Source organism: Vulcanisaeta souniana JCM 11219 (assembly GCF_026000775.1).
Lineage (GTDB): Archaea > Thermoproteota > Thermoprotei > Thermoproteales > Thermocladiaceae > Vulcanisaeta > Vulcanisaeta souniana.
On sequence record NZ_AP026830.1, the window covers coordinates 815,493 to 839,219 of the forward strand.

Sequence of the window (23,727 nt, forward strand, 5' to 3'; positions counted from 1 at the left end):
GAAAACATTAATTTGATGGAGGGTATATTCGTAGCGCTAGCAATTCCCTTTAAAAATGGTAAGCTCGACGAGGAATCACTGGCTAAACATGTAGATTCTCTGACAAAGGCTGGAGTCGACGGCTTTTATACATTTGGGACGACGAGCCAGGGACCATACTTAACACTCGAGGAAAGGAGGGCAGCATTGGAGGTAATATCAAGGAATACTAATAGGCAATTGGTGGTTCATGTGTTCTCATTTGATTGGCAGGGAATTGTCGAGACCGTGAGACTTGCTGAGAAGCATGGAACAATTGCAATTTCGTCAATACCGCCCATATACTACGGCCCCGACTATGAAGTTCTAAAGAGGTACTACGAAAAATTGACTCAATTAACAAAACTACCAGTATTCATATATAACATACCCAGGAACACCGGGTTCAACGTAACCCCAGACCTCATGGCTAAGTTATTGAGTGATGGCGTTAAAATTGCAGGCGTTAAGGATAGTACAGGGGATGTTGCGCAGATAATGGGCCACGTTAGGCTTGGAATAACGGTATTAAATGGATCAGATTCCACAATACTGCCGGCACTCATGGTTGGCGCAAAGGGATGCATCTCGGCAATGTCCAACGTACTTCCTGACGTCATTAGGAGTATGTTTGACGAATTCAAGGCAGGCAGGCTACAATCAGCCATGGAGAAACAAGACCTAATAGCCAGAGTCAGGGAGCTAATTAGGGATTACCCAGGCGTTGATGGTTACTACAAGCTAATCCATCTACTCCGTTATGACTTTGGAACTGTTAAGGAGCCATACCTAAGGCCGTTAAGTGAGGCCGAGGTGCAGAAACTCAGGGATGGATTAATAAGGCTGGGTTTAAAGCCGAGGGTCTAACGTAGTTACTTAAATTCTATTTAATTTAATTCGACTCAAATTTTATGAATAACCGAAGTAAAAGTAAAAAAGTAAAGTAAAAGGCCCCTTATTAAGGAATTATATTGATGACCATAGGTATTCATAGACAGGGCATAGCTATGATCGCACTGGCTATTTCCATAATTACCGTGACCATGCTCATAGCAATCAATACATTTGCCCAATCAGTAAACCCCAAACCTATCATAATAATCAGTACTGATACATACCAGGTCAATTATTATAATGTAACAGGCATAAGGAAGCCAATACTCATTATTCACGGCTACCTAAATAATAACCCAGTCCCATTAACCATCAGCCTATTTGCACTTGGCGAAGGGCATATCTACACGGTTGGTTATTACTACGGATTCGGCTCGGTAAACGTAAGTTTAATTATAAAACCAATAATTAACATAGCTAAGGAGACGATAAGAATCATGACCTCCAATAGAAACCCGCCGGATGCTGTGTGGCCATCCATACTTGCATTTATCACGTACTTCGACAAATCCACGAACGAGACAAAGACCGTGGTGGTGGCGATCCCCTATAACCCAACCTGGATAATGAATAACGCATCAATAGTCATAAGCTTAACCGTAGACTTCTCTAGGGTAGCGCCGGTAAGAATAATTTATAATCATAATGCAATAAATGCCTCATCACTGATGGCGAGCCCCTCCGTGGATCCCTACGGCTTCGTAGGACCGTACAATTGCCTCGGAAGTAGTAATGTCCTGAATGCCGCTCCACCATCAATCTACGCCGGTACAGGGATTGTTTATTGGGAACCACGTGCCTGTGCTGGATTTAATGGTTCAATACCCATACTGTGGATTGCCTGGGGCAAGGATGCATGGAGCAACAATATTGGTGGCGGGATAGTGCTGAGTATAGGTGGTTATGCCCAAAAAGGCTCCGGTCTCTATGGGGCTGCCAATGTTCCAGGTTCTGGACTTGAGGTTGTTGGCCCAACGCTGCAATTCTCAAGTAACCTGCCTATTTATGGAGGCTATAGTGGCTATAACTATGTCGATAATGTCTATGTGTACTTCGCATTTTCGTCAAGCTCCTCGTTATCGTACTCATACCCGAACCTTTATTACTACGTCAATAGGGGACCGGGCTTCCTTTACTTAGGCATTAATGGTACCCTGGCCTTAATACAGTTCGAGGGCTATTACGTCGATCAGAACGGCTATACCTATCCACTTAATGAGTATGCCAACGCCACGGCTGTTATTAACCTACTACCAGGCGCCATACGTAATAATGTGCTGTGGGTATGGCCGGGCATTGACCTCGGTAATGGCATTATGAACTTCATGATGAGCCAGGTAGCGCCTAGATTCGGTTTAATTAGCCCAAACTATGTTTATGACTACGTCTTCATTTCAAGGGATAGTAACGGCAATTACCACTACAGTGGTTTATGTACATCAAGCCCCAGTATAACATGTACGTCATCAGGCTGCTACTTCTCACTGAGTGTGGCTGCATCAACATTCAATCCCAACCCATATGGAGTAGCCGCAGAGGCAGGTTTATTCATAGCCGGTTTAATCCTTGCCTATCCAAGTGTTGGTTCAAGCATAGCCACGATATTTGGCGGTAACCAATTCCTGGCTGGTCTGGCAACATCCGTGGCCCTTGGCATAGCTGGTCTCATGGTTCCGCCACCGGGCTCCTCGTCATTCTTCTACTTCAATACCGTAATTAACCTGGTCGCTAATTATGGCTCAGCATACTACGTGGCGTTTTACGGAACACCCATAAAGTATAGCTATGGCTCAGTGAGTAGTGAGACATTCCCCGTGGGCATAATCATAAATTCGACACAGCCCTATCTAGGAGGCATCTACTGCAATAAGTAGGGAAGACACGTATTCCTCGGCTTCGGCGATATGTATCAAATAAAATAATACATTAATTAATACATATTAGATAAAATAACTCAATAACAATGATCACGAGGCATAGGTTAGCATTCATAACAATGGCCATACTAATAATCACTACAGTCTCAATACTACTTTCTACACTGGATGTAGTAACGCTTCAGCCAAGCCCTGCGCAGGTGATTAGGGTTAGTACGGGCACGATAACGTATTACAGCTCACCACCAATAAGGGGCATGCTGCCCGGCGTGGTGATTAGGACGTACCTCATTAACGGATCCTCAATAACACCCGTAAATGCCTTCATCAGTGTTTACGTGAACCTACCAAACGGCATAATGCCGGTGATGTATGCCTACGGTAGTTCGGTCACCGTACCATTTAACAATACTGACTGGGCATATGCCGTGAATAAGTGGCTCGAGACTAAAATGCCGGTGAATGGTTATGACACTTCATTACTAGTGTTTGTGACGTACATCCACGATAATGAGTCCTGGATAATACCCATGGTAGTACCATACAATGTAGGCTGGGCCCTGGCAGCACAAAGGCCTAGCCTAGCGGCTGGCATTACGCCCATGTACATATTGGCCACGGTATACATAAACGTAAGCTCAATTAAGCCATTTAGGATCATAGCTATGAACCATATACCCAACATGACTGATCCTCAGGTCTTTGGATCGTATAGCGGTTACGTGCTTTATAATTGTTCCGTGAGTGGTCCTCAGCCGAGTATTTACATGCCGCTACCCTACGAATTTATACCGGAATCAACGTGCCTAGGCATAAATGGCTCACTACCACTGGCCTGGGTCACATGGAGCAATGGTGTGTTAAGTTATGATAAGGGGCTTGGGATTACATTAGCTATTTACTTCTCAGGCACAATTAATTGGAACGCAATGGCCGCGGGCTACGGAGATATAGGCACATCCTATAGTACCCAGGAGAATTGGGTTGACAATACCGGGGAGTACGTGCTTGGTTCACAGGTGAATGTGCCAGGCTCCATATATTACTACTATGAAGATGCCACTTGGGCCATTGTTCAGTATGATGCTTGGTACGTTGATCCAACGACTGGATACACACAGTACTTGGGCTCAACTACCGTTTCCGAAGTGCTCTACGTACCTGAATACGACACCTATGGTTACGCTCTTGACTATGGTAATGGCACAATAAGTTTGCTGTATTACGGTGCCGTACCATTAGCCGAGAAGTACTTTGGTTACTCCGCCTTAAATGCGTCGTCCGTGATTGATTATGCCAGTTTTGAATACACGACCACAGGCTCTGAATATCTCTATGAATGTAATGGGCCCGTAAACATAGTCAGTGGGCAATACCAAATACAGCTCGGCGGTATTAACACTGCATACGGCTTAAGTGCGCCACAGCTCGGCACTGGGCTCACGGGCATAGCCCTTGGATTAGCCGCTTTAATACCTAATTCTGAGCCTCTCGAGATCTTATTAAGCATGGGTAGTGCCATATTTAGCATTGCGGGTATGCTGTTGCCTCCATCAACTTCATCAACAACACAGAGCACGTGGGTTGAGCTCTTCAATATTGGTGTTGGTACAAATCTATACGTCTCGGTAGTTGATGCGTCTCAGGTCTATGGTTTACCCACATTCGGCTTTATACTTAATGCAACCAATTACTATGGGAGCCCGCAGACATATGCATGTAAATACGGTAAAGTTATTCAAATTACTTAATGATTGAGGTCACCTATGAGAATCATTACTGTAAATTCCAGGGATCAATACCCGTAATGATTGACTGCGCATTTGCGTTAAGTATTATAACAGGCATAGAGTGCTACGTGATTGGGATAGTATGAGTATTGACGCGCTTGTTAGTAAGCCTGGCGTGAGGGCCCTTGGTATAGCCGAGAGCTTTAGGCTGGACCTTAGATATTCAATACTGGTTGGTGTTGTCATGAGGAGTGATGGCGTTATTGATGGTGTGTCGTTGGGTAGGACTACCGTTGGTGGTTTGGATGCTACGGATGCTGTAATAAGCCTGTACAGGTCATTTAATAGGAATGATATTCAGTTGGTGATGATTGATGGATGCATAATATCCTGGTACAACATAGTTGACCTTGAAAAGTTGGCGGATACGTTGGGCCTACCAATAATGTGCCTAACCTTTGAGGAGCCAGAGGGTGATGTCATAAATGCGTTGAGGAAGTTATTCCCGGGTGATTCAGACGTGAGGATAAGGCTTTATGAGAAGTTGGGCAAACCCGATGAAATGCTGTTACCCGGTGGTTTGAAGATTTACGTGAGGTTTACGGGTATTGACTATAGGACGGCTAGGACTATAATTAGGAAGTTCATTAAGGAGGGCAAGAGGCCCGAACCAATTAGGGTTGCCAGGCTAATCGCAAATGCATTACTGAATTATACTAAAATACCTTGATCCTCTCGCCACTTAGGTATGACACGGCAACCTCAATATATGCAATAAATACGAGGACCAGGGACACCATGATCAATAGAGGGCCAACAATGTAGTACATGGCTCGTAATATGGCCGATACAAAGAGCAAAGCGGGTATTTCAAAACCGGCAATGCCGTAATGTCTCATCGAGAACCAAAGAATTCCCGGGTTAAGCATTGGGATGCAAAGTGATGACATTATCACGGCTATAAAGCCCAAAAATAACATGTGTACGGCATCACCAAGGGGAACGCCAATTAATAACAGAATGGCAGTTATCACTAGGGATGCCCTACCAAGGGACGAACCAATTGGGTAGGCCCTGGAGTATATTGTCTTGAAGGCAGGGCCGAATCCCCTTGGTATCCCAATAACAACAAGGGTGAGTAGGGAGAGAACGGCCAGGGCAATGGGACTACTTAGGAAATACGTCATTATTGGCAGCAATACGGCATAAGAAACGTCAATTGCATAAATAGGTTTTTGCCTGCTCTCAACGCGTCTCATGAGAGAAACAATAGATGCCACAGGAAAAACCAATAGCCCCAAGCCACTACCCATGTAGAAAGCAATGGCGAGACCAATGAGACCGCTTAGGAAGAACGTATTAGGCCAATAAAGTGGCTTTCTACCCAAACCACCCCTAATGATCAGTAGCACGTAATAAAGCACTAAAAGAACCCCCACAATCCAACTAAACCACAGTCCGAACACGTAAGTCACAAACCACGTGATACTCAATAAACCAATTAATAATGATGCAAATGGGCTCGGCATAACCCTGGTAAAACCAGGGTGCTGGCTAAACATAATGCCAATATAAAAAAGGACCAAACCGCCAAGCATTAAATCCCCATGTAGATGACCAAGTCTCAACGCAAGTATTGCTGAACCAATTACGAATGATGCTATGGAAAGACCTAGCAATGCCTGAGAGACCCTCATTTGATAAACAAACCACCTCTTATAAACATCCTGGGATAGCTCGTTGAAGAGACCGCCAAAAAATACCCGTTTAAACATAATCACTCGCCTGAACACACGATCTCTGAATTAACCTCCATTGCCTTATTAAGCATGCTTCTTAGGGCATTCTTTACATCCTGCTTAATACTTAACTTATCGAGGCACTCAATGATGTACTTAACCACGGGCTCGGAGGGTTCCATACCACACTGAGAACCGACACAGAATATGCAGTAGAGGAAGCTGCCCTCCATTTGTGTACATGCCCTGGAGGCCTCGTCAAGAACCGCATTGGCCTCATCATTACTAAGCCTAATGAACCAAGTGCCGTATGTCCTATTAAGGTAAGCCGAGCACTCAAACTCATCATAAATAGTTAAACACCTCCTGAACTCATCCATTGCCTTAATAACATAAATTAACATTCACCCCTACATAATATCTCTTGGTTTATTTATTTAATGGTCATTACAACGAAACATCTAAAGCCTAGTCCTTTATGGTGAACTATGCGGTCGATCATGAATGAACATACTTTTTACTTATCGTAATGACGAAACAATTATTAATCAGGTATGAAATAAAAACCTTGATGATTAGGCAAAGGACGCTACTGACCACCGGAATGATGAATTGAACCCGGGATGACCTAACGCCATTACCTGCATTCCCATACCTAGATAGGCCCCATTGGAATAATGTAATTAGACTTACTCCTTCTCCATTCTTGATTTTACCATGAATCACCATAGATCCAATAATCATAAACCTCAATAAAGTCCATTAAATAAATATCAATAAAACTCATCATTGATTGGGCGTATTACTTACTTTTTACATATTCATTTAGTCCCATTTTTAGGTACATACCTCTCAACTCATTTAGGGCGTCGCCACCTAGTTTTTCCATGATGAGCCTTATCATGTCCTTAAGGCTTGTGTTTACCCTTGCCATTTTGTCAACTATATATAGTGGGGCTGGGTATCCTAATCTTGGCATCGTTGATAGTGGAACTATGCGCGATATTACCTGCTGTATGTTGCTTGGGTTACCCATGTACTCTGTATATATTGGTAATGTAGCTGGTAGGTATTGAACATAGAATCCATAGACGTCTCTATCACCTACCCTACCCACAATGTACGGCTTTGTCATTAATGCAACAGAGGTTTTATTCCTGATTCTATAGGTCTCCATTATTACGTGCATTATTAATGGTTCCTCCATTATTTGCAGCGCCCTGCTAACGTAATTCTTGAATTCCGTATCGACTATTCCCTGCAAGTACCTGTTGCTCTTTACGTCCTTAACATGAGCAATCACTGGAACGCTAAACCTACTCACATAATTCCTCCCAATTATAGCACCATCAAGTAGTACCACGTTTATTTGAAATGACCTTGATGCATCCAGTGCATGCTTAGCTTCCATATCTAGTGCCATCTTCTCCAACTCATCGCCTGAAACACCAAGCAGCGCCTCAAACCTGTTTAGTATGCGCCCTTTACCATCAGTATTCACAATCATTGCTACATTAATAACGGCTATTCTAAAGCCTAGGTACGTTATTTCAGTGAATCCTGAATCAGCGGCTATGAACTTAACAGGTTCTTTACTTGGGGCGACCTCTGACACGTATTTCATGAAGTTACTGGCATCATTAATTAAATCAAGCGCCTTGTCCCTTATTTGAGTTATCCTTGTTTCAATGAGCTCCAGCATGTTTATTATTACGTCGTTAAACATATCAACTCCTCCTTGGATATACCCTAGCCCTCACTTCATTGATTATTCTCTCAATCAACTCCCTATTAACACTATTACCTTGAACAGCACCCACACTAGCCAGGGCATCAAGTATGTAAGGCGGTAACCTACCTATATCACCATCCTGAAGGAATTCCTCCAGGTATGCCAGTGTTCGTGAAACCTTCTTATTACGTCTCTCCGATATTACCATCGAAACGAGCTCCTTAACCACATCATCAACACTAACACCAGACTGAGTACTATTTAGTAGCAGTTTTACCTCATTTACTAGTGGTTCTGGATCATGAAGCAGGTAAATAAGCAATGGCCTTGCAAATAATATTACCTTACCATTCAGTGAAACGCCGAAGGCCTCGCCCTTGGTACCCTTAATAACGACATCACCATTGAGCTCCCCAAGACCTATTAACGTCCTTAACACCATGCTCCCAACAGCCACCTCACCAATGATGCGCCTCTTAACGGAAGCAAAGGCCTCTGGCCCCTGCGTTATTATTAATTGAGCCTTTATGTCTAGATTCCTAAGGCCACCATTTAAGTCAATGATTGCGGTTGCATTATTAATATCACCGTTACAACTGAGTGCATTACTACTCACGCAATTCCTTTCTAGACCAAGTACGGCTATCCTCATGATCATCACCTCACGTGACATACTTTCTATCAATTAAACCAGCCCTCCACATACTCTCTAGGTACTTATTAATCATGGACATATCCATATTGAGTTCCTTGGCAATATCCTCCTCATCAATACCCACGTTAGGCCCCAGGGACGCTATTTTTGTTAGTAACTCTCTTGGTATATTGAGTCCCTTACTAATACTCTCAATAACCTTATTCACACCCCTTATCGCATCAACGATGTACTTGGCATTATCAAATGTTGGTGATGGCTTCGGCATTTCAGGAACACCGTCACTCAGTAACTTACTCACCACTTTGTTATTAGTTCTCTTCTTTAGCCATGCTGTTATTTTTGCATACTTATCAATTAATGCATTGACGTTACTCAAGACATCACTGAGCTCCTTGCGCCTGGACTCAGCTACCCGCATTAGTTCATTTAAGTAATTGCTTAGGGCATTTAGAGAGCCGAGCCTTACCAATGGCAGCAGATCGTTTGTAAAGTCATTAATACTCATTGAAGTAATCTCAATACCAGTTATAACCGATGCATTACTAAGAACGCTTGTTAGTTCCATGTACTCCTTAATTTTATCCTCAATGTTTCTTAGCGTGGTTACTAGGTTGACCAAGTCATTGGCCTCTGAGTTTATGGCTTCAAGTATGGTTGGCAAGCTCTCCTTAATGCTATCTAGCTCAAGGCCACTAATTCTCATTAGGTACGCCTTAATCCTCTCAACTAGGTTATTGATCTTTGACTCCACTTCCATGGATAGGCCAGGTAGATACTCATCAATGTTCTTGGCGGCATTAAGTTTATTCATTATATCCCTAATAGTGTTGTTTAGGGTCGATGATAATGATGTTAATTCATTGTTTAATTCCCCAAGTTTCTGTTCAACCTCGTTTTCCAACTTATCAACACATAGCATAAACAATGAGTATTTCTTTAGGAACTCACTTGATGTCTCTGGAACGGCCTTTAGCACCGTCAGAGACCTCTCACAGTCACTCCCCTGTATATTAAATCCGGGTTTAACCTCGATGCTTATTTTCAACTCATCAATGCTCATGGACAACGGCTTATAAAGCGTCTCGTTAAGCCTATTTAGGTAGTTATCAAGTACATTCAGTACTTGCGGCACGAGTTCAGGGGTGTAGGGTGCGTACTCCGTTAAGTTATCATTAATGGGCAACAATAAACCCCTAAGGCTAAGTAACTTAATCAAGTCGCTCTCCCTGAACTCCCTCCATAGATGAGTTGGGTATAGCCTCCTTATCAGGTACTCGAGCTCCTTTGTCGTAAAGTTCTGCTTACCTAATGATCTGAGGTAATTTATGAAGCTCAACTCAACGGTGCTGATCCTTGCTTTACCGCTATCATCCCTAAAGACCTCAGGTTGATCCTCAAGGTTCTCGCCCTTAACCCAGGCCTCGACTATCCGCCTAATAACTGCATCCTTAGACTCCTTAGCGCCACGCCTAATTGCCATTGTGTGCTGAAGAACCCTCTGCCTAACCCTATCCCTAAACGCCAGTACCTCATCCCTATAGTCATTAAGTCTCTCGAGAAATACCGAGTACTCCCTCGGGACCCTATCCAATCTCTCGAGCCTGGACCCAATCACTATGGACCTAAGCTCATCAATTCTGTCAGAACCGAATACGGAGAAGTAGGTGAAGTCCGTTACTGGACCAAGTACGAGTTTCCACGACAACCTACTAACCGGCTCAACGACACTTCTAACAATATCATTGGTAAGTTGCGTCCTTGAGAGAACAACCACCAACAACGCATCGATTATTCTCTCCTGCCCATTAACAGGTATTACACCTTCGCTCACGACTTTACTCAATAACTTGGTAAATTGGTCAAACTCACCATCAATGCCCACAATAATACCAATCCTAGCATCAAGTGAATTCTCAATGACACCAAACCAGGCACCTGACTCTGGATAAAGCATTACCTGGGAATCAATTGCGGCTTTAACGACTTCCATGGCTAGGTCCTCACGGAAGGCATTAACAATACTAATTGCCCTACTAACCTCCTCCTTAGCCCTGATAATCTCCTCAGGCTCCTTACCAAACACGAGGATCCTGTGCAACCTAGGAGACACTTGATATGCCCTAGTTATACCTACGGCAGATGAAACCTTAGCATTACTTGGAAAAACAACGTAGACCACGGGTTCGCCCTCGTACGCCGTATAATACGAACCATAACTTATAGATATATCCCTCAAACCACCCTCAATTGGCGCCAACCCCAACCTAACCAACTCATTATTAACCCTACTCAATCCATTATTATCCAGCCTAAACCTAGCCACCTGCACCTCCTCAACGAGCCCCGCCTTAGTCAATGCGTTTATGTAGGAAGTCACGTCAAACCCAAGTTCGGAACTCAAGTCATTGATACCCCTAGGAAAACCAGACAATAGTAATGCCCTGAAAACCCGGGAACCTCTCTCATCATCAGGCCCCTCATTAACCACATCTAGGTACGCCTTCAACTCGTCACCGGCAACCTCACTCCTTAGGAATTCCTCAAATACCTCATAATTAAGCTCCCTACCCTTATCCACAGTCACGTCCAGGAGCTTAGACGTGAACTTAACCAGGGCCCTCGGTGAAGCCTTACCGCCCTCTGTATTAGCCACTAACTCATAAAGCGTCGCAAGATACTCACGCCTTAGTGGGTGAAGCCCATTAATTAAGCCCTTCTTAACGAGGTCAAGTCTCTCGTCGGTGGAGTAGGCGTTGAAGCGTTGCAGCAGCATTGCTTCGTATAACCATAGGGGCATCCTCTCGTCAAGCACGACCTCCATGTATACCCTGCCCCTCGTTATGTCGAACACGTCAGGCACCATGTTCTTGAGGATGTTGTAATAAAGCTGTGGCGTGAAGGCTAGGACAACCATAACCCTACTAAGCCTCCTTGGATCAATGCCAAATACATCTTTATAATTCCTGGGTTCAATTAATGCCCTAATCAACGAACCAAGTTTAATGACCAAGTCTCTAACCTTGCCAGCATCGCTTGGACTAAGGGCATTACTAAGTTCAACGGCCCTACTAACTTCATCAGCCTCATCAATAAGCAGAAGCAAAGGCTCACTAGGGCTACTACGGGCCTTAAGCAATGAATTAATGATCACATTAATATCAAGGCCGAAGGACAGCGGAAGCCTAAGGACCTTGAGCCCAAGGCCCTGGGCCGCCGCTTCAACTGCATCAAGCAACTCACTCTTGCCCCAACCATATTGCCCAACAATGACCACAGCAATATTATCGCTACCTTTGAGGAAGGCATTAATCGCGGTCTTAACCCTCTCAAGCTCACCCTCAAAGCCAACTGGCGAGTACCTACGCTCAATAGGTGGAACTCCACTGGGATTCAACGGCCTATCAATAAACCCAAACTTACTATACATTATCAATGATTGAATTACTATGAGCCATTAATTAAGAAAACAAACAAAATAAACCAACCTACAACATTGATGACGCCCACCAATACAGCAATAGTTCAATATTGAAAAATAATATTAAATCACCCAAGTCTCATGCGACGCGTCGAACATCACACCTTAATTAATTTGCTGAACCTCTCATAATAAGTTAGCTTGTCAGGCGTTCTAACATGGATCTCGAAGGGAGGTTCAATACCTGCCTTCCACAGCCTCTCGAGAATAATCCCTGGATCAACATTGGTTATCACCAACACATCAATATCACTCGATAATGCATACCTATTTTCAGCAACAGAACCAAATAAATAGACCTCGGCATTGGGATCTATGGACTTAACAACCTCCTTAATAATACGTAAGTACCTATCGAGATTTCTAAATACATCCTGTCTCCTCCTGGCATCCTCAATTAAATAATCATAATTCACCATTCATTACTTCACCAACAACCTTAATTGATATTTCAGCCATTTTTCCTTGTACGGCTTGGAAATTAATAAAAACAATGAAGAGGCACTCAAGACATTAATAAATAACAGCGGATCAAACATATTTTCTTTAATAAAGACTATGACCTTCCCCACCCCCCACCCCCTGGTGTTTCGATTATTACCTCATCACCTGGCTCCAGGTCTATTGTCGCCTTGCTCGGTAGATTAATGACCTCGCCATCACTTTTCCTAACGGTGACCCTACCTGGTGCTCCATCACCACCACCCCACAGGCCCCATGGCCTTGTCCTAAACCTCTCAGCCATTATTGATAGTCTCGCCTTAGTTAGTACCTTGAATGACCTGATTATGCCGTCACCGCCCCTATACGAACCATCACCACCACTCTCCTCCCTAATCCTATACCCAGTGAATAATAGTGGGTATTGCCTCTCGGCGATTTCGATGGGGGTGTTTAACGTGTTCGTCATATTAACATGAACACCACTCACGCCCGGCTTGCCCGGCCTACCGCCAGTCCCACCGCCAATCGTTTCGTAGTACGCCCAGTACCCTCCATTGGGTAGTGTCCCGCCTATCATTACATTCATCATGGTTCCGGACCCAGCCGCCGGCACTCTATTGGGCAGCGCCTTGGCCAATGCCTTAAAGACTACGTCCGCGATCCTCTGCGTCGTCTCGACATTGCCACCACTCACTGGTGCAGGCTTCCTTGGATTAACGAGTGCGCCCTCGGGCGCTATGACGTTTATAATGCTGTAGAAGCCCTCGTTAGTTGGTATATCACTTTGTATCAATGATCTTATTACAAATGATACTGCGGAGAATGTTACGCCGTAAACAGCGTTTATTGGCGCCTCAACCTGTCCATGAGTACCACTGAAGTCAGCCTTAACACCCTCCTCACCCACCTCCACGGATACCCTGATTTGCAGTAATTCATCACTAAGCTCCATGTAATCCACTGCGTCATAAACACCCCTGGGCCACTTACCAATCTCTATCAGGGCTAACTTCCTGCCGTACTCGATACCCTCCCTCCACGCGTTAACGACGTTATCAATGCCGTACTTCTCCACCAACTCCCTAACCCTGGCAACCCCAACCCTATTCGCGGCCAATTGAGCCGTTATATCGCCAATCGCCGTCTCTGGAGTCTTGAAGTTACTAAGTATTATATTGAGTATGTCACGCTGTAGCTCGCCCTTAATCATAACCCTGACCGGCGGTATTACCAAGCCCTCCTCATAAATCGTCCTAGCGCTGGGATTAATACTACCTGGCACCGGCCCACCTACGTCGACATGGTGCGCCTTATTAACGACATAGCCAATGAGCTTATTGCCTACGTATATCGGTTCCATGACCATGACATCATTTAAGTGCGTACCGGATATGTATGGGTCATTGAGTAATACGGCATCGCCAGGGCCAAGCTCAACACCCTCCTTACTAAGCCAATTGAGTAAGTTCTTAACACCAACCCTGAAGGAGCCTAGGTGCACCGGTATGTGCTCCGCCTGAGCCACGATATTGCCCTCCGCGTCCGTTATGGCGCAGCTGTGGTCCATCCTCTCGCGAATATTCGGTGAGAAGGCCGACCTACGCAGTGCAACGCCCATTTCCTCGGCAATGAACACCGAGGCCCTAAACATGAGTTCCCACGAAACCATTCTGGGAATATTCTCCAAACCCCTAATAAAGCATTGCCATGGGTAGGTTTAAATAATTAAGTTCGACTTCCATATTAGTACATGGGCTCTGATTTAAGGAAGGAGCTTTTGAGGCTACTTAAGGAGGATGAGGAGTTCAGGTATGCGGTAATGGGATTATTAGGCATCAGTGATCTTAAGTCCTCAGTGGACAACCTAGTTAAGGCCATAACTGACTTGAAGGATATTGTTGCTAAGCAGTGCGAAGAAATAAGCGAATTAAGAAAAGCCGTGGAAGCATTGAGTGAGGACGTTAGGAGGCATGGTGAGGTCATAATCGTTATGCAGACTAGTATTGAGAAGTTGACATCCTCAGTAACGGCATTGGGCTATAGATACGGACTTTTCACGGAGGAAGCCTTTAGGGAGTCCATTAAATACCTAGTCAGTGACCTGCTTAAAGTTTACGAGGTTAAGCATTGGACTTACTATGACAGCGATGGTTTCGTATTTGGTCGCCCGTCTATTATTGATGTCGATGTTCTCATTAGGGATAATGAGCACATACTCGTTGTGTATAGGGTGAGTATTGACCGTGGTGACGTGGCTGAACTATTCAGGGAGGGAGTCCTCTATGAGAGGGTTAATAAGGTGAAGCCGAGATTACTCATCGTTGGTCCGGTAATTAGGAGGAAGGCTCTTGAATTGGCTAGGGAGTTGGGTGTTGAGGTTAGGGCTTCTGAGGTCGTTTAATCTATTCAATTACGGTTACCCCACCACGCGTTGGCTTTGGGTTGGGGAAGAACCTTCTGTAAAGGGCTATGTTTATGACATTCACGATGAAGGCTATGGTGAATGGCACAGGGATTGGTAGGTAGTCAAGCATTGGGCCTGCCGCAGTCGTTGCCGTCGCTGATGGCAATAATCGCGCCGCCTGATTAACCCCAGAGACCGTTGACCTACTGCCCCTGCCAACAAGCTCCATCATCAAGGCCTGCTGTGGGGCTAGGGATGATACCCTGAACATTACGTAAACCACGTAGGTCACCACGGCCAGGTAGAGCGTCGTTGAGAATGGTATGAATATTAGGGCTATTGTTGAGATTATTCTCGGGATAATTATGGCATCCCTAAGTCCAAAGGCCCTCGAGAAGATTGGTGCCGTGAGTGAGGTGAAGGCTGCCGCGAGGCCTCCGATGAAGAATATGTCACCAACAACACCATTACTCACATGGAGAACAATTCTAAATATTATTGGTAGGAATGGTGTTACCAATCCCTGGGCAGTACCATTCAATGCACCAACAATTGCAAACCTCTTTATGTACGTTAGATCCCTCCTTATCTGCTGAGTTATCGTCTTAGAGTTACCGTTTGGATCATCATTGATTCGCCGTCTAGGTTTATGCTCCTCCCTAATCGGTAGTACAATGAGTAGGCTCATTGCTGATAATGCTAGGGACATGTAAAAAACGTCCAGGTAACTGAGGTTTGCAAATAAAGCACCTACTGCTGATGCTGTCCCGGAGACCAGATTGAAGATTGCGTAGACCATCGACCTATCCATACCCTCCGTCCTATCAGCCAGTATCGCAGTCTGGACTGGGGCTGCCACAGCACCGACACTACCACTGGCCAGTGCACCTGCGGTTCCGAAACCACCCAATGCAGCAGCAAGCAGGAGTAGTGGGTAGTACCTTGTGATTAGGAGTATTGCCGTGGCTATGGGCAGAAAGGCTAACGTAAGCAGTAGTATGGCTTTCCTACTGTACCTATCACCTAACCTACCGAAGAGGAGCGAGAGGAGTGGTGCTGTGAATGCGCCAACACCGAAGAAAATGCCAACCTCAGTTAATGACAAGTGCAGATAGTAATACAGGTAAAGCCCTGTCACCACGCCAAGCGCACCACCAGCCACGCTCCTCAAACCCCTTGAAGTAAGGAGTAGCCATACGTCCCTATCCCAATTGGGCACAGTCGATATCAAAATCAAATCCCTATAAAAACCAAATTCCCCGTAAGCCAACCATTAAGGTGGCCCTCGATTGACAATACCCAGTTCCCTCTCAATAGCCCTCTTAACATCGCCCAGGCCCATAAGCATTAGTATTACATCCACAATCCCTATTATGGCTGCTATAACATTCTGTGATATCAATATGAATACAGTCATAATGGTTATGACCACGCCAATTTTTTAATCCGTCGGCGTTGAATTCTGAGCCAAGCCTATATAAGCTAAGCCCAATATCTATATACATACTCTCCTGAATCTTGGTAGCCCCATTATAAATCAGCTCCAGCTTTTCCCTATCCATAACTGCATCATGCATTTGAAATCACCGCAACCACTTAGGCGCCATCCACGTCTCAATCCTATTCTTAACCTCGTTAAAGCCAACCAGCATTAATATAAAACCAACAAGACCCGGACACCTCCCACGAAGTTGATCACGGGTATTGCCGAGAGTACCGTGGCAAATATTAGAATGATAATGGTCACCATGTGCCTAACGCATATGTTGGTGTGAAGCCCAGTGAAGATTACCGTGTCCACACCCAGGGACCTCAGGAGCAGGCTCAGGCTAGTTTCATAAAATGCGTTGCACGTCCTCTTCTCAAGCACGTAATCACCCCCTTCGGCCTTAGTTCATCAACTACCTGAGCACCCTCCGTACCCTTCATTGAGTGTTCGCCCCAAACCCTCATCTCTGGATCAGTGGGTAGGTGGGCATCGCCAACGTAAATAATGGGCACCCTCTCCTCCCTGGCACTCTCTATCAGCTTCTTAAGCCTAGGTACTAGGTTCCTCGCCCTCTCATTACCCAACTTTCCATACACGAAGTCCTTATTCATATCTATCACAATTAAAGCCGGTTTCATATGCCCAGGCACGTAAACCTCACATGGTTAATATTTCCCTACAGGGCAAAACCTGTAAAGAATGCTAAGGACAGGATGGTTAAGGCGCGACTAATTCTGTATAATCAAGTACGTCAATCATTACCTTAAATGGCAAATTCCCTCCTAACATAATCAATCAATCTCTGAATAATTGGTATCCTCGCATTACCCTCGTCAATTCCAATCCTTACCTCATGAAAGCCATTCACACGTAGAAAGTAGGCCTCAGCCCATGCCTGCCTAACACCGTCGCCCAACTTAATGGCTGCCCTATCCAATAGGCTCACGGTCCACCTGCCCTTCTCCAGGGCTTCCCTCGCCTCATCGAGGTTCTTGGCAATGGCTAATGCCTTGATGGCCTCCTCCACGGCCTTGTAAAGCTTCTCGCTCGATTGAATAATATCGCCTTTACTAATAAGATTGAGACCCTCATTGAACATGACTATTGCCAACTCAGCGCGTTTCCGCGACTCATTGAATCCCTGGCTCATGATCAAAATTAAGTACGAAGACCATTGATAAGCCCTTTCCCGGAATTACGCCAAATCACCCCTTAACCGCACCTAATGGATAACCTAAGGCCCGGCGCACATAACTGAGACCTAACCCAGTAAATCCAGTATGGGGAAGACTAAGCCATACATAGTGCTAAGCAATAAGCCTATGTACGTACCATTTTAAATACAGGAAATATCGCTGTAAATTAATGCGAGCCTGTTCGCATAATTTATTGATGAATTATCTTGACTATTCATTATTATCGCCGTAGATTTATCCAGAGGAAATTATCCTTTCAAGGCTCTTTTTAATCTCATTAAGGCCCACAAGAATCAGCACAAAGCCAATAAGACCTATAATGCCTCCTACAATTTCAATCACAGGTATCGCTGAAAGTACAGTGGCAAATAATGAAATAATAATACCAGCGGTTAGGTAGCCCATATTGAAATAGTTACCAAGTCTGTACAGGGCTATGTACATAAGTAATTCAAATACGAAACCAACAATAATCGTCACCACACTCATAACTATGAAAATGAAGTAGGAAATACTTAGTACGAGAAGCAATACACCCTCTGGAATGAGAGCCGGACTCAGTGCTAGTGAACAAATGGCGCCAAACGCGCCAATGCCGTACCTACCCCTATCCGCCATCGCCAAGTAGGTAAAGCCTCTGTACATGAAGAAGAAAGTGAAAGGAGAGCCTATAACACCAATTATTATGAGAAATATGCCGAAATTATGTATAAGGGCGGCAACATTATCATCACTGGCTAGGATTATGGTCACAAGAATTATGACCAATAACGCACCCAACCCTATACCCACTATATACCCATCGAAAATCCTCGAAACACCATGATAGAGATAAATCATCCTCTCCTTATCACCACCCTGCCCTTCACCACCAGCCATTACTATCTCAAATAATAGGAAGTATTTAAGAACCCGCAAACCACGGTGCTAATCACAACAACAGCAGTAACTTAGGCAACCTACATGTCAGTATTTCGTAAATTACTGGGTGTAGTTCACGATTAATGACCTCACCCAATGACTTGTCACTGCTTAACTTAAATAATTGAATTAATTGATTTACGAAATTCCCAAGCATTGTTAACCTCATACTTACATAATCAGTATTCACAAAATCCCTCTTGCCCAGGAGCAATTCGAGCAATTCCTTAAGGAATCTATGAACCTCCCCACCATAACCATCATTAATGACTTTAAATGTCTCATCAAACTTACCAACCCCAATTAAAAGTACAGCAATCAACAACTTAACCTTACTTAGGTTAGCATTATCATTAATTGATGAGTAATACCTAAGCGAATCATATAGGCTCCAACCACTCATTGATTCGAGATACCGCGAGTAATCAGTACAACCCACATTGCTAAGTATTGTTGATTTCACGTAATTATGATTGGACGATGCGGCAAATGATTCCTCACCCAGCCTAACGGATTCATTTAAAACACTTAGGAAGTAACGGGATGCCTCAGCGTAATTACCCGTCATGTAATTAACAACCCCCAGCCTATCCATGATCTCCAGCGCCGCACGGCGCCTGGTTATTTCATCCATGGCGCACTTGTTTAAAGTGTCTAAACTCTTGTTTAAGTCGCTGATCGCTTCCTCATAATTGCCTATGCCAGTTAATGCCTGAGCCTTAGTATTTAGTAACCTGACTCTTAAGTAACACGTGACCTCATCTACCACGTTGGACAGAGTTCTTAGGCCATCATCAATGAAGCGTAGGACCTCCCTGAAGTAATTGCGGCTGATGAAACCATCACCAACATGAAGCATCAACCCAACGTAATTAATAATGCAGTTCTTGATCAATTCCTTATTAATTGACATGGCCTGGCCGATAAATGGCATCAAACCCAGTGGATCGGCCTTCCTCACCGCGTAACTTAATCCATCAATGGCGCTGCAGTAATCACCGGCCCTAAGCCCAACAATGAATGCCCTAACCCCATACTTACGGGCAAGCTCGGCAACGTTGGACCCAAAACCAAACCTAGCAAGCCTAAGGCATACCTCAAGAACCTCCTTGGAGACGTCCTTAGGGAAGTTTAGATACTCAGCATACCTATAGCCATACTCGGCAATAGCAACATCCCTCTCAAGACTACGCGGCTTAGCCCTATAATACTCATAGAGCCTGCCATAAGCCTCAACCTCACAATTAATGCCCGAAGCCTCCTTAATACCCGCTTCATTGAGTTTAACGGTATCGCCCTCCATGGTAATTAACCCACTTACAGAATTCACCACATCATTAACTGAAACCCCAAGAATACCCACCAATTCCCTAACATCTACAGTCTCTAGTATCGAAAGTACCTTGACAATTAACTCCCTTAAACTACATGGCATTATTTACCGGTAGTAAATATTTACGAGAACCCTTATTAAAACTATCACGATGGTGGGATGATCATTAAACCATTACTTAAGCCATAACCCAGTGATTAACTGGACACGGGCAATCCTATTTAATTCCTCAATAGGCATGGGTATTAATGATGGATGTTAAGGACATTAAACAGGCGATTAGGGAGAGGATTTGGAAGCTGCTTGAGGAGAGAAATGCGGCGTTATTCCCAAGGCCTGTCTATGGTAGGATACCTAACTTCGTAGGTGCGGACAGGGCCTGCGAGTTGGTTGTTACCCTTTCTGAGTTCATTAGGGCCCGTGTGGTGAAGATAAACCCGGACAGTCCTCAACGTAGGTGTAGGGAATTAACGCTGATCAACGGAAAACTCCTAATAACGCCAACGCCAAGGATCAGGGAGGGCTTCCTAATGCTTGACCCACGTAAGATACCGAGGCAGTATTACGGCGAGGCATCTACAATAAGGGGAATGTTCAGGTGGGGCGTTCCGATCAAGCCCTGGGGCATGCCCAGGATAGACCTCGTAATAATAGGCTCCGTAGCCGTCAACCCAAACAATGGACGCAGGTTAGGTAAATCGCATGGCTACGCAGAGATCGAGTGGGGAATCGCGAGCGCCCTGGATAAGGTTGGTGAGGATACGCCAGTAATAACCACAGTCCACGAATTACAGCTAGTAAGTGATGAAATACCCAGGGAACCATTTGATTTGCCCGTGGACGTGATAGTCACCCCAAGCAGGGTGATTAGGACCAATAGGGTTGACCCAAAGCCACGCGGCATTTACTGGGAATTCGTCACAAACGAAATGTTCAGTGAAATACCACTACTCAACGAGTTAAAGGCTCGACTCAATAGTGCAGGACAGTAAGGAAATAAAAGCCGGTACGTACCTCCCGAGTGAAGTTATGGTGCCCTCATGGGCCACTTACCTGCTTAATCAACGTCTCATATATCCTACCCAACAACTCGTAAAGTCTATCAATCCTCTCAGCCAACCCATTTATACGCCCATTTAACTCGCCGTATATTGCATCTATCCTGGCGTTTATGGAATCAATCCTAACACTTAATGAGCTGCTACGTGACTCAGCCTTACCATCTACCTCATCGATCCTCCTCATCAACTCGCTAACCTTCTCATCAATTTTCCTATCTAGTATGGTAAATTTCTCATCTATTTTCTTATCAAGCTCTGCGAACTTATCATCAATCTTCTTATCGAGCAGGGCTATCTTCTCATCATACGCATTAAACCTCCCATTAATCTCATTCTCCAATGCATCAACCCTTTTATTGAATGCTTCAAATAATGTATCAACCCTCCTATTCAAGTCATCAATCCTCCTGTTGGTCTCCCTAAACATGCCAAGCATTAATACGACTAAGTCCTCAGTAGTTAACTTCTTGCCACTCTCCACCTTCTTCATCACGGCATCCAACGCCTTATCAATGACTGGGCCAACCACGGACTCCATTACTTAATCAATAAACCACCCCACACGGATATAAAAGCGTTTATCTCAGCATTAGTTAATGTCGTATTAATCGTGATAATGTTAACCGATCAATTCCTAATAAACCATGCCCAACAATGCACCTAACCTGGTGCATTGTGGTATTGCTTTAATACCTGCCAGTCAGGAATAACCTGTATGATATTGAATAACCTGGTAAGCCTGCCTGAACTCTACAGCTACGCCCTAATAACGTACATAGCCGTTGCAGGCGTGTTGTGGCTACTGCATAGGTTTGGTAGGGATGACTTGTTGCTCCCTGTGGCTGCCATGAATTACATGCTCCTCCTCACAATTAGCCAATACATGGCGTCGAAGATTGGCGCATTCGTGGGCCCCATGGTAATACCCATGGGTGTCTTCACGTACAGTGCCAGCGTCGCAATGCTTGACTTCCTAACGCTCAGGTATGGTAGGAGGGTTGGTTATTGGGTTGTTAGGATTGCCGCCTATTTACAGGCGTTGATATTCATCATAAACTGGCTAGTCATCACATACCCACCCGCACCCTTCTGGCAGGGATTGCAGGGTGCCTTCGCAAGTATCATGAGTACCTCGGCGAGGATTGCCATAGCCTCAATAACGGCATTCATAATCTCCGAGACCTACGATGTATTCCTCGTGAGTAGGCTGAGGGGTGGCGTATTGAGGAGGGTTGGTTATTCAGACCCTGTTGCGATGACCATAGACACCCTGGTCTTCATACCAACCGCCTTCTACGGTGTCGTACCAAACATCTGGCTATTAATGGCTTCGCAACTAGCAGTCAAACTAAGCCTAGTACCAATGACGGTGCTGGCCGTGTGGATTAACAGGAGGGCGCTGCAGTATGGCCTTGCAACACAGCCAACTCCGACAGGCAGATAAGTAATTCTAGTGCACTATACATTTTCTCCCCAAGACACCCGCTTTTCCAGGTGTTTCGTGGAATGACACAATAAAGTAGTTAGGTAATGCTATTAATCATCTTTGCGAGCCCTCATCACAAATTCAGCACTCGAGATCCAAATCACCACAATAGGTATGCCAGGGCAAGTATTTAAGGTTTGATGAAACAATATGACAAGCGGCTAAGCCCTGGATAGACCTAGTAAATAGGGAGATTAGAGTGAAAGGGGACAAACCTAGGTTAAGCCGACCGAGAAATTCATCGAGTTGGATCTCATAAGGAGCTCGGCAGGTAAGGCATTTCAGGCATGGAAGGTTTTACTCGGAGCTTTGGCCATAGATGTTAGGGATAAAAATAACCAAGGCGTTTAATAGGGATATTGATCCCGAGGCGGGTTACTAAGGAGGTTGATTACACAATAGCCCTGATGCCCACGACTAGGGAGAAGGAAATAGCCAGGATAATCGAAGTAAAAATCCAAGTACATAAACAAACACACCACCGGCACTAGAACTACACGAGCATCAATACAACGGACCAGGCCCAGAGGGAGCACTATCCATACACGAAAACAATGAAGTCGCACTAATAGGCACAAAGAAACTAATCAATATAAACAAAAATAAACGAAATAATCATAAAAACACACAATGAAGAACACCTTGAGCATGCTAATAATAACTAAAATTAACCCAAGAAAATCAACAACATACTGAAACCATAAAGCAGGACAAAAAACTTAAATCCCCCAATAAGAAACACAGTCCCGCCCCGGTAGCTCAGCCTGGGAGAGCGACCGGCTGAAGACCGGTAGGACCCGGGTTCAAGTCCCGGCCGGGGCATCAAATCGTTATTAATTCTTAGTGTCTTGGGGATTGATGGTGCATGGTTTCATTGAGGGCGTGCTTGTTTTGGGGGATTATTGTCATGGGTTTGTGATTGTAATGTTTTGTTCCATTCCGTACTGTTTTTCTTCCCTTGCTTCGTGGTTTGTTGCGGATTATGTGATACCACGGTGTTTAGTGATGCCCTTGATGCTAACGCCCACTCACCGCATTAACAACTCAGCCATGTACCACATTGATCTGCTCAACACTACCTCTTGCCTGCCTCGTCACTGGATGCGTACCTAACCCTGACAACCCTCTCTTCACTGCTTGCCAGGACGTACGTGACCCTGCACCTAGGCCTAACAATATCACTGCCCAACGCTTTTACCTGCTTTATCACCTTGACTTCCTCACCAAACATCTCCAGGCAATAGTCTTCTTCGTGCCCTATGCTTAT

Annotated in this window: 26 protein-coding genes and 1 tRNA gene; 11 read left to right on the forward strand and 16 right to left on the reverse strand. The window is 44.7% G+C overall.

All coding sequences use genetic code 11. The features are described from left to right. Window positions 1-15: 15 nt before the first annotated feature. The 5 genes from Vsou_RS04300 to Vsou_RS04320 all read left to right on the forward strand — a co-directional run bounded on the left by Vsou_RS04300 (window position 16) and on the right by Vsou_RS04320 (window position 5,249). On the forward strand, window positions 16-885 hold the full coding sequence (locus Vsou_RS04300) for a dihydrodipicolinate synthase family protein (protein ID WP_188602484.1): 870 nt from the start codon (window positions 16-18) through the stop codon (window positions 883-885). 107 nt (window positions 886-992) lie between these two features. Continuing rightward, window positions 993-2,786, forward strand: coding sequence for a hypothetical protein (locus Vsou_RS04305; RefSeq protein WP_188602483.1), 1,794 nt, complete (start codon window positions 993-995; stop codon window positions 2,784-2,786). An 89-nt stretch (window positions 2,787-2,875) separates the two neighbouring features. Continuing rightward, entirely contained in the window at window positions 2,876-4,540 is a 1,665-nt protein-coding gene (locus Vsou_RS04310; protein ID WP_188602482.1) for a hypothetical protein, read from the forward strand. Further along, entirely contained in the window at window positions 4,540-4,665 is a 126-nt protein-coding gene (locus tag Vsou_RS04315) for a hypothetical protein (protein ID WP_264890772.1), read from the forward strand. The genes Vsou_RS04310 and Vsou_RS04315 overlap by 1 nt, the downstream gene beginning before the upstream one ends. Continuing rightward, window positions 4,662-5,249, forward strand: coding sequence for an endonuclease dU (locus tag Vsou_RS04320; protein WP_054843439.1), 588 nt, complete (start codon window positions 4,662-4,664; stop codon window positions 5,247-5,249). The genes Vsou_RS04315 and Vsou_RS04320 overlap by 4 nt, the downstream gene beginning before the upstream one ends. Here the strand turns inward: Vsou_RS04320 and Vsou_RS04325 are convergent. From Vsou_RS04325 to Vsou_RS04355, 7 genes are all read right to left on the reverse strand, one after another. Continuing rightward, on the reverse strand, window positions 5,236-6,294 hold the full coding sequence (locus tag Vsou_RS04325; RefSeq protein WP_188602481.1) for a hypothetical protein: 1,059 nt from the start codon (window positions 6,292-6,294) through the stop codon (window positions 5,236-5,238). The genes Vsou_RS04320 and Vsou_RS04325 overlap by 14 nt on opposite strands. Before the next feature lie 2 nt (window positions 6,295-6,296). Then, window positions 6,297-6,662: a hypothetical protein gene (locus tag Vsou_RS04330; protein ID WP_188602480.1), complete on the reverse strand. Its 366-nt coding sequence runs from the start codon at window positions 6,660-6,662 to the stop codon at window positions 6,297-6,299. A 398-nt stretch (window positions 6,663-7,060) separates the two neighbouring features. After that, complete coding sequence (locus tag Vsou_RS04335; protein ID WP_188602479.1) at window positions 7,061-7,984, reverse strand: DNA double-strand break repair nuclease NurA; 924 nt, start codon at window positions 7,982-7,984, stop codon at window positions 7,061-7,063. 1 nt (window position 7,985) lies between these two features. Beyond that, window positions 7,986-8,648, reverse strand: a complete 663-nt coding sequence (locus Vsou_RS04340; RefSeq protein ID WP_229709689.1) for a hypothetical protein — start codon at window positions 8,646-8,648, stop codon at window positions 7,986-7,988. A gap of 4 nt (window positions 8,649-8,652) precedes the next feature. Next, on the reverse strand, window positions 8,653-12,075 hold the full coding sequence (locus Vsou_RS04345) for a hypothetical protein (RefSeq protein WP_188602478.1): 3,423 nt from the start codon (window positions 12,073-12,075) through the stop codon (window positions 8,653-8,655). 149 nt (window positions 12,076-12,224) lie between these two features. Then, window positions 12,225-12,545: a nucleotidyltransferase domain-containing protein gene (locus Vsou_RS04350; protein WP_054843435.1), complete on the reverse strand. Its 321-nt coding sequence runs from the start codon at window positions 12,543-12,545 to the stop codon at window positions 12,225-12,227. Between the two features lie 137 nt (window positions 12,546-12,682). Continuing rightward, on the reverse strand, window positions 12,683-14,239 hold the full coding sequence (locus tag Vsou_RS04355; protein WP_188602477.1) for a hydantoinase B/oxoprolinase family protein: 1,557 nt from the start codon (window positions 14,237-14,239) through the stop codon (window positions 12,683-12,685). Window positions 14,240-14,320: 81 nt separating this feature from the next. Here Vsou_RS04355 and Vsou_RS04360 point away from each other — a divergent pair, with 81 nt between their 5' ends. Further along, window positions 14,321-14,971 (forward strand): PD-(D/E)XK nuclease family protein, encoded by a 651-nt coding sequence (locus Vsou_RS04360; protein WP_054843434.1) that lies wholly within the window; start codon window positions 14,321-14,323, stop codon window positions 14,969-14,971. Window position 14,972: 1 nt separating this feature from the next. Here Vsou_RS04360 and Vsou_RS04365 read toward each other — a convergent pair whose 3' ends face one another. The 7 genes from Vsou_RS04365 to Vsou_RS04395 all read right to left on the reverse strand — a co-directional run bounded on the left by Vsou_RS04365 (window position 14,973) and on the right by Vsou_RS04395 (window position 20,015). Then, window positions 14,973-16,193 (reverse strand): MFS transporter, encoded by a 1,221-nt coding sequence (locus Vsou_RS04365; protein ID WP_229709688.1) that lies wholly within the window; start codon window positions 16,191-16,193, stop codon window positions 14,973-14,975. A gap of 54 nt (window positions 16,194-16,247) precedes the next feature. Beyond that, complete coding sequence (locus Vsou_RS04370) at window positions 16,248-16,391, reverse strand: hypothetical protein (protein ID WP_188602475.1); 144 nt, start codon at window positions 16,389-16,391, stop codon at window positions 16,248-16,250. A 234-nt stretch (window positions 16,392-16,625) separates the two neighbouring features. Further along, window positions 16,626-16,844 carry a cysteine hydrolase gene (locus Vsou_RS04375; protein ID WP_264890773.1) on the reverse strand — a complete coding sequence of 73 codons (219 nt, stop codon included), beginning with the start codon at window positions 16,842-16,844 and terminating at the stop codon, window positions 16,626-16,628. Then, window positions 16,799-17,113 (reverse strand): cysteine hydrolase family protein, encoded by a 315-nt coding sequence (locus Vsou_RS04380; RefSeq protein ID WP_264890774.1) that lies wholly within the window; start codon window positions 17,111-17,113, stop codon window positions 16,799-16,801. Before Vsou_RS04380 ends, Vsou_RS04375 begins: the two co-directional genes overlap by 46 nt. 113 nt (window positions 17,114-17,226) lie before the next feature. Continuing rightward, window positions 17,227-17,613: a PaREP1 family protein gene (locus tag Vsou_RS04385; RefSeq protein ID WP_188602474.1), complete on the reverse strand. Its 387-nt coding sequence runs from the start codon at window positions 17,611-17,613 to the stop codon at window positions 17,227-17,229. Window positions 17,614-17,893: 280 nt separating this feature from the next. Beyond that, a complete protein-coding gene (locus tag Vsou_RS04390) occupies window positions 17,894-18,538 on the reverse strand; it encodes a hypothetical protein (protein WP_188602473.1) in 645 nt (214 codons plus the stop codon). 52 nt (window positions 18,539-18,590) lie between these two features. Beyond that, complete coding sequence (locus tag Vsou_RS04395; protein WP_188602472.1) at window positions 18,591-20,015, reverse strand: tetratricopeptide repeat protein; 1,425 nt, start codon at window positions 20,013-20,015, stop codon at window positions 18,591-18,593. Between the two features lie 149 nt (window positions 20,016-20,164). Between Vsou_RS04395 and Vsou_RS04400 the strand changes: the two genes are divergently transcribed. Next, complete coding sequence (locus Vsou_RS04400; RefSeq protein ID WP_188602635.1) at window positions 20,165-20,905, forward strand: 5-formyltetrahydrofolate cyclo-ligase; 741 nt, start codon at window positions 20,165-20,167, stop codon at window positions 20,903-20,905. A 46-nt stretch (window positions 20,906-20,951) separates the two neighbouring features. Here Vsou_RS04400 and Vsou_RS04405 read toward each other — a convergent pair whose 3' ends face one another. Beyond that, on the reverse strand, window positions 20,952-21,512 hold the full coding sequence (locus Vsou_RS04405) for a coiled-coil domain-containing protein (RefSeq protein WP_188602471.1): 561 nt from the start codon (window positions 21,510-21,512) through the stop codon (window positions 20,952-20,954). 177 nt (window positions 21,513-21,689) lie between these two features. Between Vsou_RS04405 and Vsou_RS04410 the strand changes: the two genes are divergently transcribed. The 4 genes from Vsou_RS04410 (at window position 21,690) to Vsou_RS04420 (ending at window position 23,282) form a co-directional block, all read left to right on the forward strand. Next, the gene (locus Vsou_RS04410; RefSeq protein ID WP_188602470.1) at window positions 21,690-22,418 is read left to right on the forward strand and encodes a queuosine precursor transporter; all 729 of its coding nucleotides are present in this window, start codon (window positions 21,690-21,692) and stop codon (window positions 22,416-22,418) included. Window positions 22,419-22,700: 282 nt separating this feature from the next. Further along, window positions 22,701-22,811 carry a hypothetical protein gene (locus Vsou_RS13345; RefSeq protein ID WP_373286815.1) on the forward strand — a complete coding sequence of 37 codons (111 nt, stop codon included), beginning with the start codon at window positions 22,701-22,703 and terminating at the stop codon, window positions 22,809-22,811. Window positions 22,812-22,819: 8 nt separating this feature from the next. Beyond that, window positions 22,820-22,951, forward strand: coding sequence for a hypothetical protein (locus Vsou_RS04415; RefSeq protein WP_264890775.1), 132 nt, complete (start codon window positions 22,820-22,822; stop codon window positions 22,949-22,951). A gap of 257 nt (window positions 22,952-23,208) precedes the next feature. After that, window positions 23,209-23,282, forward strand: a tRNA-Phe gene (locus Vsou_RS04420). Window positions 23,283-23,535: 253 nt separating this feature from the next. Here the strand turns inward: Vsou_RS04420 and Vsou_RS04425 are convergent. Continuing rightward, window positions 23,536-23,691: a hypothetical protein gene (locus Vsou_RS04425; protein ID WP_188602468.1), complete on the reverse strand. Its 156-nt coding sequence runs from the start codon at window positions 23,689-23,691 to the stop codon at window positions 23,536-23,538. Between the last annotated feature and the right edge of the window lie 36 nt (window positions 23,692-23,727).